At 36.4% G+C, this 14481-nt stretch carries 16 protein-coding genes and 1 pseudogene; 10 read left to right on the plus strand and 7 right to left on the minus strand.

Translation table 11 applies throughout. From position 1 onward, the window contains the following. Positions 1–74 precede the first annotated feature (74 nt). From N4G44_RS03935 to N4G44_RS03980, 10 genes are all read left to right on the plus strand, one after another. The gene (locus N4G44_RS03935; RefSeq protein ID WP_474924704.1) at positions 75–845 is read left to right on the plus strand and encodes a class I SAM-dependent methyltransferase; all 771 of its coding nucleotides are present in this window, start codon (positions 75–77) and stop codon (positions 843–845) included. A gap of 130 nt (positions 846–975) precedes the next feature. Next, entirely contained in the window at positions 976–2004 is a 1029-nt protein-coding gene (locus N4G44_RS03940; RefSeq protein ID WP_474924705.1) for an acyltransferase family protein, read from the plus strand. A gap of 30 nt (positions 2005–2034) precedes the next feature. Continuing rightward, positions 2035–2157 carry a hypothetical protein gene (locus N4G44_RS03945; protein ID WP_474924706.1) on the plus strand — a complete coding sequence of 41 codons (123 nt, stop codon included), beginning with the start codon at positions 2035–2037 and terminating at the stop codon, positions 2155–2157. 17 nt (positions 2158–2174) lie between these two features. Continuing rightward, entirely contained in the window at positions 2175–3902 is a 1728-nt protein-coding gene (locus N4G44_RS03950) for an HAD-IIIC family phosphatase (protein ID WP_474924707.1), read from the plus strand. Next, entirely contained in the window at positions 3899–4060 is a 162-nt protein-coding gene (locus N4G44_RS03955) for a hypothetical protein (protein WP_474924708.1), read from the plus strand. Before N4G44_RS03950 ends, N4G44_RS03955 begins: the two co-directional genes overlap by 4 nt. Before the next feature lie 32 nt (positions 4061–4092). Continuing rightward, positions 4093–4806, plus strand: a complete 714-nt coding sequence (locus N4G44_RS03960) for a class I SAM-dependent methyltransferase (protein WP_474924709.1) — start codon at positions 4093–4095, stop codon at positions 4804–4806. Between the two features lie 4 nt (positions 4807–4810). After that, positions 4811–5050, plus strand: a complete 240-nt coding sequence (locus tag N4G44_RS03965) for an acyl carrier protein (protein ID WP_260540758.1) — start codon at positions 4811–4813, stop codon at positions 5048–5050. Further along, complete coding sequence (locus N4G44_RS03970; RefSeq protein WP_474924710.1) at positions 5050–5427, plus strand: VOC family protein; 378 nt, start codon at positions 5050–5052, stop codon at positions 5425–5427. Before N4G44_RS03965 ends, N4G44_RS03970 begins: the two co-directional genes overlap by 1 nt. Positions 5428–5822: 395 nt before the next feature. Continuing rightward, positions 5823–6851 (plus strand): MBOAT family O-acyltransferase, encoded by a 1029-nt coding sequence (locus N4G44_RS03975; protein WP_474924711.1) that lies wholly within the window; start codon positions 5823–5825, stop codon positions 6849–6851. A gap of 6 nt (positions 6852–6857) precedes the next feature. After that, positions 6858–7784, plus strand: a complete 927-nt coding sequence (locus tag N4G44_RS03980) for a hypothetical protein (RefSeq protein ID WP_474924712.1) — start codon at positions 6858–6860, stop codon at positions 7782–7784. A gap of 159 nt (positions 7785–7943) precedes the next feature. On the opposite strand, the gene N4G44_RS03985 is transcribed toward N4G44_RS03980, so the two are convergent. The 7 genes and pseudogenes from N4G44_RS03985 to N4G44_RS04015 form a co-directional block, all read right to left on the minus strand. After that, positions 7944–8882 (minus strand): glycosyltransferase family 2 protein, encoded by a 939-nt coding sequence (locus N4G44_RS03985; protein WP_474924713.1) that lies wholly within the window; start codon positions 8880–8882, stop codon positions 7944–7946. A 2-nt stretch (positions 8883–8884) separates the two neighbouring features. After that, entirely contained in the window at positions 8885–9820 is a 936-nt protein-coding gene (locus tag N4G44_RS03990) for a glycosyltransferase family 2 protein (RefSeq protein ID WP_474924714.1), read from the minus strand. Further along, complete coding sequence (locus N4G44_RS03995; RefSeq protein ID WP_474924715.1) at positions 9817–10518, minus strand: glycosyltransferase family 4 protein; 702 nt, start codon at positions 10516–10518, stop codon at positions 9817–9819. Before N4G44_RS03995 ends, N4G44_RS03990 begins: the two co-directional genes overlap by 4 nt. 23 nt (positions 10519–10541) lie before the next feature. Next, positions 10542–10967 (minus strand): hypothetical protein, encoded by a 426-nt coding sequence (locus tag N4G44_RS04000; protein ID WP_474924716.1) that lies wholly within the window; start codon positions 10965–10967, stop codon positions 10542–10544. Beyond that, a pseudogene (gene asnB, locus N4G44_RS04005) lies at positions 10967–12768 on the minus strand (asparagine synthase (glutamine-hydrolyzing)). Before asnB ends, N4G44_RS04000 begins: the two are co-directional and overlap by 1 nt. A gap of 3 nt (positions 12769–12771) precedes the next feature. Continuing rightward, on the minus strand, positions 12772–13686 hold the full coding sequence (locus N4G44_RS04010; RefSeq protein ID WP_474924717.1) for a glycosyltransferase family 2 protein: 915 nt from the start codon (positions 13684–13686) through the stop codon (positions 12772–12774). Positions 13687–13723: 37 nt separating this feature from the next. After that, a complete protein-coding gene (locus N4G44_RS04015; protein WP_474924718.1) occupies positions 13724–14446 on the minus strand; it encodes a class I SAM-dependent methyltransferase in 723 nt (240 codons plus the stop codon). Positions 14447–14481: the final 35 nt, after the last annotated feature.

Here is a 14481-nt window from a genome sequence, read left to right on the forward strand (position 1 = left end):
GAGTAACACAAATATATCTGTTTTTAGATAAATGAAAAAAAAATATTTATTTTTGCGGAATTAAAGACAACACAGTGAGCGAAATAACAAGAGTTCTCAAAACATTTATCGGCTATCTGAAAAGGCCTGACCTTTACCCGGAACTGGGCCGGAAAATCATTAAAAATACAGTGAACAGAGGCAATGCTTTCAAAGGCAAGGAAAAAACAAATTCCTGGGCTGCAGAAAGAGCAATTTCCCAGGAAGAAGCTGTTTTAAAACTATTCGGTCTTGAAACCGGAGCGTTCCGTACGGATTATGCGGATATCTTAAAAACAGCAGAGCAGAAGGAAAAAGCATGTCCTGTAAAAATGGGAGGGCCCGGAGCACTGGAACTGATCTACTATGCCTGCGAATTTGCAAATGCAAAGAACGTGGTGGAAACAGGTGTTGCTTACGGATGGTCGTCGCTGGTTTCGCTTCTTTCCCTGACCAAAAGGGACGGAACGCTGTACAGTTCAGATATGCCTTACCTGGCGCAGGACGGAGATCAGTATGTAGGTTATGTAGTGCCTCAAAACCTTAAAAGCAACTGGAAACTATTCCGTTTTGCAGACAAAGAATCGTTACCTAAAATTTTTGCTGAAAATTCAGTTTTCGATGTTCTTCATTACGACTCTGATAAAAGCTATAACGGAAGAATATGGGCCTATGATGAGCTGTATAAGCATCTGAAAAAAGGGGGTGTATTTATCAGTGATGATATCGGGGATAATTCTGCCTATCAGGATTTCTGTGAAAAACACGGCATAGAAACTACGGTAGTGGAATATGAAGGAAAATATATCGGCGTTTTTGTTAAATAGTTTTTAAAGAACGCCCTATCCTGTTGTGTATTACCGGCAGTGCTTTTCAGTGCTGGCTGTTTCATGACCGCGGTAAAAAGTGTTTTTTATATAACCAAACTATTGTAAAACTGCTGAACAGCTTTTGTGAATGAAGATAAGCCAGATTACCTTTACCAGATTCCTTGCTGCTATAGCCATCGTTATCTCTCATTTCAATAAAGATATGTTTGTCTATAAGACTGATTATATTTCCAATATTTTTCTGAAAGCCAACGTAGGGGTAAGCTATTTTTTTATCCTTTCAGGGTTCATTATGATTGTAGCGTATCATAAGAAAGAGAAAATTGAGTATTTCGGGTATTATAAAAACAGGTTTGCAAGGATCTATCCGCTGTATGTAGTGGGATTGCTGCTTTATCTGATAACCCGGTATTCAAATTTTAGCCTTATTGATTCTTTTTTATACCTGTTCGGTTTGCAGAGCTGGATTCCGGGCAAGGCAATGATCTTAAACTTTCCTGGATGGTCCATTTCTGTGGAATTTCTGTTTTACCTGATTTTTCCGGTGCTGTATAATTATTTTTATTCCAAAAAGAATAAAAGTATCTGGGTGGCAGGAATTGTCTTATGGATTGTTACACAAGTGTTTTCCCATCTTTATGAAGCTTCACCGTCTTATAAAGGACCACATACGGAAAGCCATGAATTTCTGTATTATTTTCCGCTGATGCATGTAAGCGAATTTTTAGTAGGAAATCTTGCCGGGTTGTTTTTCGTGAACCATTTTAGGCAGAAGAATTATGATATTCCTGTGATCCTGATCTTTGCAGCGGTAATGCTTTCACTGATCTTTGTTCCTCTTTTTTATCATAACGGGCTTATGGCGGTGCTTTTCATTCCACTTATTCTTTTAATCTCATGGAATAACGGAATACTGACCAGAATTCTGTCATTAAAACCGCTGGAATATCTTGGTGAATCAAGTTATGCTATTTATATTACCCATATTCCCATTCTGTATATCCTGAGGGAGGTCCTGAAATGGCAAAATTATAAACCTGATATCAACGGTGTGTTCTGGATTTATATAGTTGTTCTTATCATTACCTCGATGCTTTTTTATCAATTTATTGAAAAGCCGCTCAGAGATTATATTAAAAACATAAATATCAGATAAAATTTTTATTTTTGTAAAAACAAAAACATAATGAAAAAAAATACAAACGTTCCCAAAACATATATCTATACTAAAAATCCCGTATTTCCGGAAACCGTTAAAAGAAATAATACGGAACTGCCAGAACTGAGAACCTGTACATTCATATTTTAATATAAAAATAAGAATCCATGTACAAAACGTTTTCGGAACTGAAAAAAGAACTCCGTAAAGATACTTCCCGGCTTAAGAAGATCAGGGTGGCGTTATTGGGTGACACCGCAACACAGTTTCTTAATGTTGCTTTGAAGGGAACTGCCGTAAATGATGGTTTGGAATTTGAAATTTTCGAAGCAGATTTTGGTCAGATTTCCCGCCAGATTCTGGATCCTACCTCAGAATATTATGAGTTTAATGCAGATTATACCATCATTTTCGAATCTTCTCATAAATTACTGAGCCAATATTATAAATCTTACGATACACAGGCTGCATTTGCAGAGAATAAGCTTTCCTATATTGAAGACCTATACAGAAATATTCAGAACAGAACGAAGAGCAGGGTGATCTATTGTAATTTTCCGGTGATCAATAATCAGGTTTTTGGAAATTTTTCAAATAAGGTAGAATCTTCCTTTGTTTTTCAGCTGAATAAACTGAACTATCTGCTTTCGGCGGAGATGGCAGTTAAAAATGATAATTTCTTTATTGCAGACCTCCTTTCCATTCAAAATAAATGGGGAAGAGATTTCATGTTTTCTCCGAATATCTATGTGAATACGGAAATGGTGCTTTCACTGGATGCCCTTCCGATCGTTGCCCATCATATCAACAGTATTATTTCCTCTCTGGAAGGAAAATTTAAGAAATGCCTGATCCTTGATCTGGATAATACGACATGGGGTGGCATCATTGGAGATGACGGCCTGGAAAAGATCCAGATTGGCAGCCTTGGCATAGGAAAAGCATTTACCGAATTCCAGTATTGGGTTAAAGCCCTTCAGAGAAGAGGAGTGATCCTGGCTGTTTGCAGTAAGAATGATGAAGATAAGGCAAAAGAACCTTTTGAAAAGCATCCCGATATGGTGCTTAAAATGGAGGATATTGCTGTTTTTGTGGCTAACTGGGACAACAAGGCGGATAATATCAGAAAGATCCAGAGTATCCTGAATATAGGTTTTGATTCTATGGTATTCCTTGATGATAATCCGTTTGAAAGGAATATCGTACGCGAAAACCTTCCTGAGGTCTGCGTTCCTGAATTACCCGAAGATCCGGCAGAATACCTGGAATACTTGTATGGCCTGAATCTTTTTGAAACCTCCAGTTTCTCTGAAAACGATGCGGAACGTACCAAGCAGTATCAGGTGGAAGCACAGCGTGCAGTTGACCTGGACAGTTTTACCAATGTAAAAGATTTTCTGAAGAGTATGAATATGACTTCTGATGTAAAGTCTTTCGACAATTTCTCGAAACCAAGAGTTTCTCAGCTGACACAGCGTTCCAACCAGTTTAATTTAAGAACGGTAAGATATACGGAACAGGATGTAGACCACCTGATCAATTCTGAAGAACATTATACGCTTTCCTTTACCCTGGAAGATAAATATGGCGACAATGGATTGATTTGTGTAATAGTGCTGGAAAAGAAAGATCCCGAAACCCTTTTCATAGATACATGGCTGATGAGCTGCCGCGTATTGAAAAGAGGAATGGAAGATTTTACACTCAATACTATTGTGGAAACTGCAAGAAAACATGGATTTAAAAAGATTGTAGGAGAATACCTTCCTACGGCAAAAAACCAGATGGTAAAAGATCATTATGAGAGATTAGGATTTGAAAACGAGAATGATAAATGGATGCTGAATGTTGACGATTACCAGCTAAAAGAAGTCTACATAAACATCAAAATATGAAAATAGAACGCCTCATTGAAAGTATTTCCGCAAAAAATGCTATTCATGGTAAAAAGCTCCAGAAGAATTTTGCCTCTCTCTCAGAAGATGAAAATTATGTAAAAGATTATGATGCCTTCATCAGCAAATATAAATTAATCCTTGAAAAAAAGGTCTGACATTTAATGATTCCATTAATTATTATCTTAAAATGATCGGCGATTTTAATGAGGAAATGCTGGATTTTATAAGAACCAATAAATACAGGAATACATCATTTGATGAGGTAAACCAGGCCATGTACAATAATCCGGATGTAATGGTTTCCCATATGCACGGCTTATTGCTTTCACAGTTTTTATGGAAACATCATTATGCGGTTTATCAGTATTTTAAAACCACCATCCAACAGTACCTTCCTGTGAAATCCTATCTTGAAATAGGAGCAGGACATGGTTTATATTTTGAGGCTGCGATGGATAAAATTGGAGACGACTGTACCTTCGAGGCACTTGATATCAGTGAATCTTCACTTGAGCTTACCAAAAGTTTAATTAAAAGTGAAAAGGTAGTTTATCACCTTAAAAACGTATTCGATTATACAGATGAAGATGAGAAGAAAGATTTTATTACCATGGGAGAAGTGCTGGAGCATGTGGAAGATCCGCTGTCATTGCTGAATAAAATCAAAAGTCTGATAAAGCCGGACGGAACCATCTTTATTACCACACCTACCAATGCACCTTCTATGGATCATATTTACCTTTTTAACACGATTCAGGAAATCAGGGACCTGATTCATCAGGCAGGACTTGAAATTGTTGATGAAAGATACTTTGTAAGCGAAGACATCGAACTGGAGAAAGCGGAAAAAAGGAAAGTTGCCACAATGTATGCCTCATTTTTAAAAATAAAAAACATATAATATTATGAACAAAAACGAAATTTTATCAAAATTATCAGAAATTTTCCGTGAAGAGCTGGATAACGAAGAAATTACTTTAACTGAAGAAACTACGGCCAATGACGTTGAAGAATGGGATTCTCTTTCGCACATCCAGTTAATTGTAGCTGTGGAAAAAGCTTTCGGCATACGTTTTACCTCTTCCGAAATCCAGAGCTGGAACAATATAGGCGAAATGGTAAATTCTATCGCTTCAAAGCTATAATGAAATTTCATCATGTAGGAGTTGCCTGTAAAGACATACAGGCTGAACTCCAAAGCATAAGAAAGCTCCATAAGATTATTGAGGAAACTCCTGTTGTCTTTGATGAAAATCAACAGGCAGAACTTTGCATGATCACTGTAGAAGACGGTTTGAATATAGAACTTGTTTCAGGCGCGCCGGTGGAAAACCTTTTGAAAAAAAGAATATCTTACTATCATATCTGTTATGAGGTGGATGATATTGACCAGTCAATTGAAAACCTTACCGAAAATGGCGGAATGCTTATTTCTCCTCCCAAAGAAGCCATACTTTTTAACAACAGAAAGGTTGCTTTTTTAATGCTTTCCTATGGAATTGTTGAACTTTTAAATAAGTAAATTATCATATGCAGTTCACATCATTGGTATTTATACTTTTCTTCTCTGTTTTTTTTGCTGTCTACTGGTGGGTTCTCGGGAAAAATCTCAGGGCTCAGAATCTATTTTTACTACTAGGCAGCTACGTATTCTATGCATATTGGGATTGGAGGTTATTAATACTTTTGATCGGAAGCTCAGTGATTATTTATTATTTGGGATTAAAAATTTCCCGAAGTGAGAATTCGGAGAAAAAAATCTGGCTGAATTTGGGTCTGATTTTTTCCGTTGGTACCCTGCTTTACTTTAAATATTTTAATTTCTTCATTCAATCTTTTACAGATTTGTTCGGAATTAAAAATAATCTGACTTTAAATATAATCTTACCCCTAGGGATCAGCTTTTATACCTTTAGGATGGTAAGCTATCTGCTTGATATAAAGAATAATAAGCTGAAGGCTGAAACGGATGCACTGGCATTTTTCAACTATATTGCCTTTTTTCCGAGTATGACATCCGGCCCGATTGATAAAGGAGGCTTGTTGCTTCCCCAGCTGAAAAAACAAAGGGTTTTTACACTGGAAAATGGTTCTGATGCAGCCAGGCAAATTCTTCTGGGTGCATTTAAAAAACTGGTAGTTGCCAATACTATTTCTCCTGTTACAGAAAAGATATTCCAGGGATATGAGCACCTTTCAGGAAGCACCATAGCTTTTGGAGTTATATTGTTTTTGTTCCAGATGTATGCCGATTTTTCGGGATATTCCGATATGGCCATCGGGTTTGCCAAACTTTTAGGCTTTAAAACCACCAAGAACTTTGCTTTTCCGCTTTTTGCCCAGAATATTGCAGATTATTGGAGGAAATGGCATATTTCTCTTACCTCATGGCTCACAGAATATGTATTCACACCCCTTGTCATTGCTTTCCGGGATTATGATAAAAAAGGATTGATGCTTGCTGTTTTTCTCAATTTCGTCATTATTGGTTTCTGGCATGGCGCCAACTGGACCTTCATCGTTTACGGTTGTCTGCAAGGGTTGTATTATGTTCCCCTGGTTGTTAATAACCAGATCAATAAAAAGAAAAAGCTGTCCAAAACCATTCCTACATTTAAAGAATTGGGAAATATGATCTATACAATGGCTTTAGTATGTTTTGCATTGGTTTTGTTTGTAGCGCCAAGCTTAAAAGACGCTTTTGGAATGTATGGGAAAATTTTCAGTCTTTCACTTTTCTCAATCCCACATTTTATAAAAATTAAAATTTTAGGGCTGATAGGAATTGTCATTCTGATTGACTGGATTAACAAGGATCAGGAACATGGATTAGAGATCAGCAGATTTAAACCTGTTGTAAGAAGGGCATTTTACATTTTCCTTATTTTTATGATTATGTATTTCGGAGTTTTTGGAGACAGCAGCTTTATTTATCAACAATTCTAACCCTGTATGAAAAAATTTTTATTCAAAATATCGTTTTATATTATTGGAATTATTGCCATTTTACTGTTTTTAGGAACGTATGCAGACGGCAATACGGATGATAATTATTTACACTTTACAGGCCCGAAACCCTCTGATATGATTATGGGAGATTCCAGAGGCTCCCAGGCTGTGATTCCCAATGTTTTAGATGATAAACTGAAAGGCCGGGAATTCAATAATTTTTCCCTGAATATTACCGAATCACCTTACGGACAGATTTATTTTGAGGCCATAAAGAAAAAGCTTAACCCTGATACAAAAGACGGTATTTTTATTCTTACTGTTGATCCCTGGAACTTATCTATGGATAAAAACGTGAAAGAGGCAAAAGATTTGTCAGAAAACACTTCCGCATTGGCAGATATACATTTTTATGATGTAAAGCCTAATTATGAATATCTTCTGAAACATTATCCTGAAACCTGGTTTAATATTTACAGAGACAGGGAAGCAGCAGCAAGATCCAGTACGTATTTGCATCAAAACGGATGGATGGAAGTTAATGTAAATGTGGAGCCAGACACTTTAAAGAAAAGGCAAGACCGAAAGGTAGCTGATTATATAGAATTTGTAAAAAGCCAGAAAATATCCCAATATAGACTGGATGCATTTGAAGATATCATTGAATACCTTAAAACGAAAGGAACCGTTTATATTGTAAGAATTCCCGGTTTTAAAGGAATTATGGAAATAGAAAACAAATATTCCCCGGATTTTAGCAAAAGAATAGAATCAATTGCTCAAAAGAAAGGAGTGAAGTTTTTCGATTTTTCACAGCAATACGGGCAATATATCTTTACAGACGGAAACCATATGTACAAAGAGTCAGGGAAAGTATTTACTGCCCAGATCGCTGATTCCATTCTTCTGGATAAGAAAAAGATAAAATAAGAACCTTTTGATTTAAAGGCTGGAAGAGGGAAGATGGATGCCGGAAGTTACTGGCAGGATTTCATTTAAAGTGGGTATCAGCCTTAAAGAAATAAAAAGAACAGTATAGAAGTTCCTTTGATCTCAATAGCTTCTCTCTTCTAGCTTCAGGCTTCCCGCTTAAAACAGATTTTTCCTGAAATTGATATTGAATAAGCCCGAACGGATGCTCGGATAATCCGTAATCAGATATTTACCGATCATAGTCCATTTTTTGACGGGAGGAGCGATGGCAATCTCAAAACTGCGAAGCATCCTTTTGATGTGGAGTTTTACATGATCCGGAACTGTTTTCTCATTCTCGGCCCAATGATTCAATTCTCTCCAAAGCAAAACACGGGTTTGGGCAGGGTTTATCTTCCCTGAATCCACTTTTGTGATCCTGTTGTTTTCATGAACTCCTCTTAAGGCAATCGCTTCATCATTAATCCCTGTATAAAGTTTAAGGTAATAAGCAAGACGTATGGTAATTTCCGAATCCTGGTGAAGGCGGAGAGAAGTCTCGAAGAACCGGTCCATCTTGGAAAGGGAAGATCTTCGCAGGGTTAAAGTATCCAGGTGGATAAGCCCGAAAGTCCCGCGTAAACTGATCAGTCCCAGATACACATCTTCAGGATTGGTTTTCTTGTAAACCGTATCCAGTTTATCCTTATAAATAGGGTAGTACTGTTCCCTGGCTTTCTCCGAATAATATTCTACCCCGATTGCACCATACACACCTTCTACGTCAGGGTTCTTGAAAAGCTCTCTTTCCGCATCGAATCTGTTGGGCAGATAATAATCGTCTGCATCCAGGAATGCTACAAAATCTCCTGTCACCTTTTCCATACCCAGGTTTCTGGAAGCTCCCGCACCGTGATTTCCTTTGTCAGGATGCTGGTAAAGTTTCACTCTGTCATACTTTTCTTCCAGCTTCCGGCAAACCTCCAGAGCATTGTCCGGAGACTTATCTTCAATTAAAATAACTTCATATACTTCTTCGAACTGCAGGGCAGATTCTACGGCTTGTGAAACATATTCTTCAGCATTGTAAACAGGAATTATTACGGATATTTTCATTCTTATCGGTTGAGGTACGTAAAACGGTATTGTGTTTTTAATATCTGAGGATTCTTAATAACCTCTAAAAAGGTACAAAAATATTTATTGAATCCTTTTTTTAAAGATAAATCAAATGATTTGTATGTTAAATAAATCTTTCTTTTGCAATCAGCCGGCAACGGATGGGTATCTGCCCAATCATTCAATGATTTCCATAAAAGAAACTGCCTCTGATTATATTGTGGTGAATACCTTATAATTTTGGTAATCCTGTTATTGTCGTGCACGCCTCTTATGGCAATTGCTTTATCTATAATTCCGGATTTTAAATAGCAGTGATAGGCTAATTTGATAATAAAGTCGGAATCCTGGTGTACACGGAGATTTTCGTTGAAATAGAGGTTGCTTTTTACCAATGCTGTTTTTCTGATGGTCAGCGTATTTAAATGGAAAAAAGTTCCAAAAACTTTAGAGGTTAAACCCAGTAATCCTTTCAGGATCTCTTCACCTTCTGCAGGGAAATTGACCGTAGTTAATGAAACATTTTTAAACTTATCCTGGAATTCTTTTCTGCCTTTTTCGGATAAATATTCTACTCCAATAGCCCCAAAAACCCCTTCTGTTTTCTGATCTTTAAAAATTTCCCTTTCAGCATCAAAACGATTGGGAAGATAATGGTCATCGGCATCTAAAAAGGATATGAATTCACAGCCTGCTTTTTCAAGGCCTAAATTTCTTGTGGCTCCTGCCCCGTGGTTTCCTTTATCAGGATGCTGGTATAATTTAATTCTTGAATCCTTTAAAACCAGTTTCCGGCAGATTTCCAACGAATCGTCAGTAGATTGATCTTCAATCAGTAGAATTTCCTTTACTTCCTCAAAAGGCAAAGCAGAATCTACAGCCTTTTCCAGGAATTCGGAGGCATTGTAAACCGGTATAATTACTGAGATATTCATGCTTTACTGTATATTGCTTTTAATTTTTCGCTGAAAATAACAGGATCGTGATCCTTCCTGATTCTTTCCACTGAATTTCTTGATTTTTCCGGCAGCTGTTCAGGATGGGTAAAAATATCTTCCAGGATATTTTCAAGCTGTATTTTCAGCGTTTTTTTCAACTCCTCCCGTTGTTCTGCGGTGAAATAAAGTGCCTGTTTCAAACGGTTCTGAGGAAGATGGATAAGCCAGCCGCAGCTCTCATTATTAATCTCCGGTAACGCCCGGATGTCCGTCGTAATCACAGGAACGCCTGCTGCCTGCATTTCCAGAACTGAAAATCCATAGGTATCCGACCAGGTGGGTAAAAGACCAATATGTGCCTGTTTAATAAGTTCTATCACCTTTTCGTTGGGGATGTTTTCATAAATTTCGATCCAATCCTCTTTTTTCAACATTTCTTTAGTTTCCAATGCTTCTTTTTCAGAAACTTTGGTTACATAATGATCTGTTTTGAAGGACGAAACAATGCTGAGTCTGAAACTGTATTTTTCTCTTAACTTTTTCAGAACTTCTATCATTTCTACTCCTCCTTTCAGATGGAACTGGGTGCCTACAAATACAAGGTTGAAAGTCTCTGTATTCTGGTAAATCTTTTGTGAATCTCTCGGGATAATTTCCTGAGAAGGATGAATTACAGAAAGCTTGGACTGTATCATTTCCTGAAAAGCAGGATAATTTTTCAGAAGTTCCAGCTGAATATTGGCGGAAGCCTGGGAAATTGAAATAATTCCCAGACAGTTTTTTTACCAATCTGCCTGAGCGCATTTTCCGTTTTTTTATTGCGGATATGCTGAGGTTCAGTCTGCTGGTGGTCATTTTTAGTTTCAGGAAACCTCGGAACAAGCGTTTCAAAAGAAGTTACCCATTTCTGGAAAGAATAATTGATGTCGTTATAAAGATGAAGAATATCGATCTTAGGTTTCTGGTAAAAGAAATATCTTCCTTCAATATCCGTTTTTTTCCTGAGTATAATTTTCTTTAATGTGGACAGTGAATGAAAAAGATTATTGTTCTTTCTCAAAAAAACATATTCGCATTCAGAAACTTTATTTAAAATATTTCTTTTGATGGGATAATCATTTTGTGTCAGTCCTATTTTCATCATTACTGTAAATGATTTTTATTGTTCTGAAACCAAAGGGCCAAAATCAGTAAGCTCCAATGCTGGTGGTGCTGGTTGAGCTTTTTCTGTACCTCGTTAAAATCCAGAAAATTAAATATATAGCTGTTTTTATTTTCAAGAAGATCTTTACTCAGTGCCTGAAGTTCCGGTTCTTTGAACCATTCTTTTACGGAAGCTGCGAAACCGTTCTTGTGGCGTTTTGCAATTTCCTCTGTCCATGCCTGGGAGTAGGCTTTTCTCAATATAATTTTATCTTCGGTGGAATTTACTTTGTACTGCCATGGCATCTGAATACAGAATTCAGCGAAATCAATATCCAAAAACGGAATCCTTACCTCCACAGAATTGTACATGGAAGTCCGGTCGCCTTTAAGAAGCATATTGCCGGGAACATATTTTTCAAGGTCTATCCTCATCAGATCATTAAAATCCTCATTGGTAGGCTTAAAACTGAAATCCTGTCCGGGAATTTCATCATTGATTCCTAGTTTTCTGATTTCAGCGACAGAAAAATAATTCCGGACTTTATTCTGATGATAATCTATTGTGTCGCTGGATTCCGCTCTTAAACGTCTTTCCGAGCCAATATCCTTAAATTTTCCAGCCAGAAGCAACATCTTTGAGAGATAGAACGGATAATAGCCTTTTTGGGAAAGATTGATGTTGTATTTATAGAAAGTGTATCCTCCAAACAGTTCATCACCCACATCTCCTGAAAGGATTACCTTCAGGTCTTTGGAAGCTTCCTTGAAAATAAGATGGGTAGGAAGAAGGGAAGAGTCCATTAGCGGCTCATCCATGTAGGAATATACTTCCTGCAGTGTTTCGGAAATCTTCTGCTTTTTATCTAAAAGAATGTGGTGGTCTGTTTTGTATTTATCTGCAATGGCCTGTGCATAGGGCATTTCATTCAGATCGCCGCTTTCGTAGCCGTAAACCAGTGTTTTGATATTTTCTTTATATTTTGATGCAACCGCAACAATGGTACTGGAATCCAGGCCTCCTGAAAGAAAAGATCCTACGGGAACGTCTGCTACCAATTGTTTTTTTACGGCATTGTCCAAAAGGTGTTTAAATTTCTCAATACTTTCATCCAGGCTCAGTTTTGAGGTCTCTGTAGGAATCGTCCAGTAAGGCTTTTCGTCTATTTTACCATCTTTAAATACCAGTGTATGGGCAGGTTTAAGATTAAAAATGTTTTTATAAATCGTTTTGTGAGGGTGGATGTATCCGTTTTTCAGATAATAGGCGATCTGTGCTTTGTCAATTTCAGGTTTTATAAGTCCTGATGCCAAGATAGCCTTGATTTCGGAAGCGAAGATAAATTCACCGTTTTTTCCGATGGTATAATAAAATGGCTTTTCCCCGAAACGGTCTCTCGCACAGAACAGCTCCTGTTTTTCTTCATCCCAAATGGCAAAAGCAAACATTCCGGGAAGGTCATGGATAAGGTTTTTCCCTTTTTCTGATACATGGCAAGAACTACTTCAGTATCTGAACTTCCGCGGTAAGGATAATCGGAGTACTGATCTTTTATCTCCTGATAGCCATAAATTTCACCGTTCAGCACAATACATTCCTTTTTTGTGCTGGAAAACATGGGCTGTTTCCCGTTTTCGGAAAGATCTATAATAGAAAGCCTTCGATGGCCTAAAGCGGCATTAGCATAAAATTCGTGATGGGAAGAATCGGGACCGCGGTAGGCAATGGCATCCGTCATCCTTTGTATCTCATTCTGATAATTTCTGGCATTATGGGTTATAATTCCGGCTATTCCGCACATAACTTATAATTTATTTATTTTTTTGATTCTCTTTTGCAAATCATATTTTATTTTAATGGCATAGATTGCTTTGAAAAAATTTCTTTGATTAATATAAATTTTACTGAAATTTAAATTAATATCAAAACCGTTTCTCCATATAATCTCGCGGTATTTCTTTAATAGTAATTCAATGAAATTTTCAGGGAATATTTGGGCATAATTTTTAATAATATGCTCACAAAACAAGTAAGTTGCCAATTGCTTATCTCTTGTAGAATTATCCATTCCTGAGATGCTGTCAGCTGAAATTCTTACCCCTACTTTTGCATCGTTTATGAATAAGAAATCCTTCAGATCTGAAAATTCTAGGATTGCCAGATCATCTGAGTGCCATGCCAAAGGAAATTTTTTAAACTTATATTTCTCATATATTTTTTTACTGAAAATATTTTCTGACAGGCTATTGGGAAACCGACTGCTTATTTTTTTGACCAAAAAATCTTTTGAAGAAACAATATTTTCCATATGAGTAGGATTTCTTGTTTGAAATCCATTTTCATCTATTATATATTGAGAGAATTTTACTAAAGAAATTTTATTTTCCTGAATTTTTTTTAAATTTTTATAAAACATTTCCACTACATTATTCTCCAATATATCATCGTCTCCCAGTATCATTATCCATTCCTCAAGTTTGGCTTCATCAATGACTCTTTCCCATTGTAAAGCCAGGTTTTTGCCTCCCAGATTTTCTTTGTATGAAAAATATTTATAATGGGTATTTTTTAGTATTTCATTGATAAGATCTTCAGGATCTTCCGGACTAGCATCATTTCCTATATATACATTAAATCTTTTATCGGTTTGTGCTTCAATAGATTTTAGTGTTTCCGAAAAAAATTTTTTCTTGTAATAAGGAACTACAATTGCTAACATATAAAAAACGATTTAAATTTATCAAAAGAAACTAGATTCAGGCTTTCTTTTCTATACTTGTCAAAGGTATGGTATTCAAAAAAGGATTTTCAATTTTATTGGAAGGTCCAAAATTTACTTTTCTTGAAATAACTCCAATACCCCAGTCTGTATCAATGCAGCAAGAATAAATATCTTCTCTTTTTCTGTTTTTAACAAATGCTTTCCATGTTGTACCATTCCAAAGGGTTGAAGCCGGGGACAAAAGATAATCATAATTTTCTGAAGCATGAAATTCCGTAGGAGGATTACAATCGTGCATCACAATAAACCCATCTTCTTTAAGATAATTTAAAGAGTTTTGTATGTCTTTTTCCACCTGTTCTGCAAGGTGAGAGCCATCAATGAAAATAACGTCAAATTTTATATCACTTCTAAGGGCTTTTCCGGTTTTCAGCATTTCAAAAAATTCATCGCTGGTGACTTTAAAATCTACATTGTTTTCAGAATTTTCATATCCAGGGTCAACACTGTATTTTTCTTTAGCAGAAATCTTATTGAAGTTGTCATTAGGATTTCTTACACCTATTTCCAAATAGACTGTCTGTGTAGTAAATTGTTCCAAAAGAAAACGGATAATGTCAGTTCTTAAAGGAGTTTTTTCGATTTCTTCAACAAACTTCTGCTTAGCATGGATGTGATATTTATTATTAAGATATTTGTTGGCTAGTTCTAATTTTCTAAATTGATACTTAATAGCATTTACTCCGGGTATTTTCATAATTTTAGTGTTTAATTGTGTATTTATTTAATTTT

The organism is Chryseobacterium sp. GTID13 (genome assembly GCF_056172655.1).

Bases quoted from the DNA above. Each gene is read 5' to 3' on its own strand.
- N4G44_RS03960 (WP_474924709.1), top strand. From the start codon at position 4,093: ATGATCGGCGATTTTAATGAGGAAATGCTGGATTTTATAAGAACCAAT.
- N4G44_RS03995 (WP_474924715.1), bottom strand. From the start codon at position 10,518: ATGATACAGTCCAAGCTTTCTGTAATTCATCCTTCTCAGGAAATTATC.
- N4G44_RS03940 (WP_474924705.1), top strand. From the start codon at position 976: ATGAAGATAAGCCAGATTACCTTTACCAGATTCCTTGCTGCTATAGCC.
- N4G44_RS04000 (WP_474924716.1), bottom strand. From the start codon at position 10,967: ATGATGAAAATAGGACTGACACAAAATGATTATCCCATCAAAAGAAAT.
- N4G44_RS03950 (WP_474924707.1), top strand. From the start codon at position 2,175: ATGTACAAAACGTTTTCGGAACTGAAAAAAGAACTCCGTAAAGATACT.
- N4G44_RS04015 (WP_474924718.1), bottom strand. From the start codon at position 14,446: ATGAAAATACCCGGAGTAAATGCTATTAAGTATCAATTTAGAAAATTA.
- N4G44_RS04010 (WP_474924717.1), bottom strand. From the start codon at position 13,686: ATGTTAGCAATTGTAGTTCCTTATTACAAGAAAAAATTTTTTTCGGAA.
- N4G44_RS03975 (WP_474924711.1), top strand. From the start codon at position 5,823: ATGGTAAGCTATCTGCTTGATATAAAGAATAATAAGCTGAAGGCTGAA.
- N4G44_RS03945 (WP_474924706.1), top strand. From the start codon at position 2,035: ATGAAAAAAAATACAAACGTTCCCAAAACATATATCTATACTAAAAAT.
- N4G44_RS03990 (WP_474924714.1), bottom strand. From the start codon at position 9,820: ATGAATATCTCAGTAATTATACCGGTTTACAATGCCTCCGAATTCCTG.
- N4G44_RS03955 (WP_474924708.1), top strand. From the start codon at position 3,899: ATGAAAATAGAACGCCTCATTGAAAGTATTTCCGCAAAAAATGCTATT.
- N4G44_RS03970 (WP_474924710.1), top strand. From the start codon at position 5,050: ATGAAATTTCATCATGTAGGAGTTGCCTGTAAAGACATACAGGCTGAA.
- N4G44_RS03980 (WP_474924712.1), top strand. From the start codon at position 6,858: ATGAAAAAATTTTTATTCAAAATATCGTTTTATATTATTGGAATTATT.
- N4G44_RS03965 (WP_260540758.1), top strand. From the start codon at position 4,811: ATGAACAAAAACGAAATTTTATCAAAATTATCAGAAATTTTCCGTGAA.
- N4G44_RS03985 (WP_474924713.1), bottom strand. From the start codon at position 8,882: ATGAAAATATCCGTAATAATTCCTGTTTACAATGCTGAAGAATATGTT.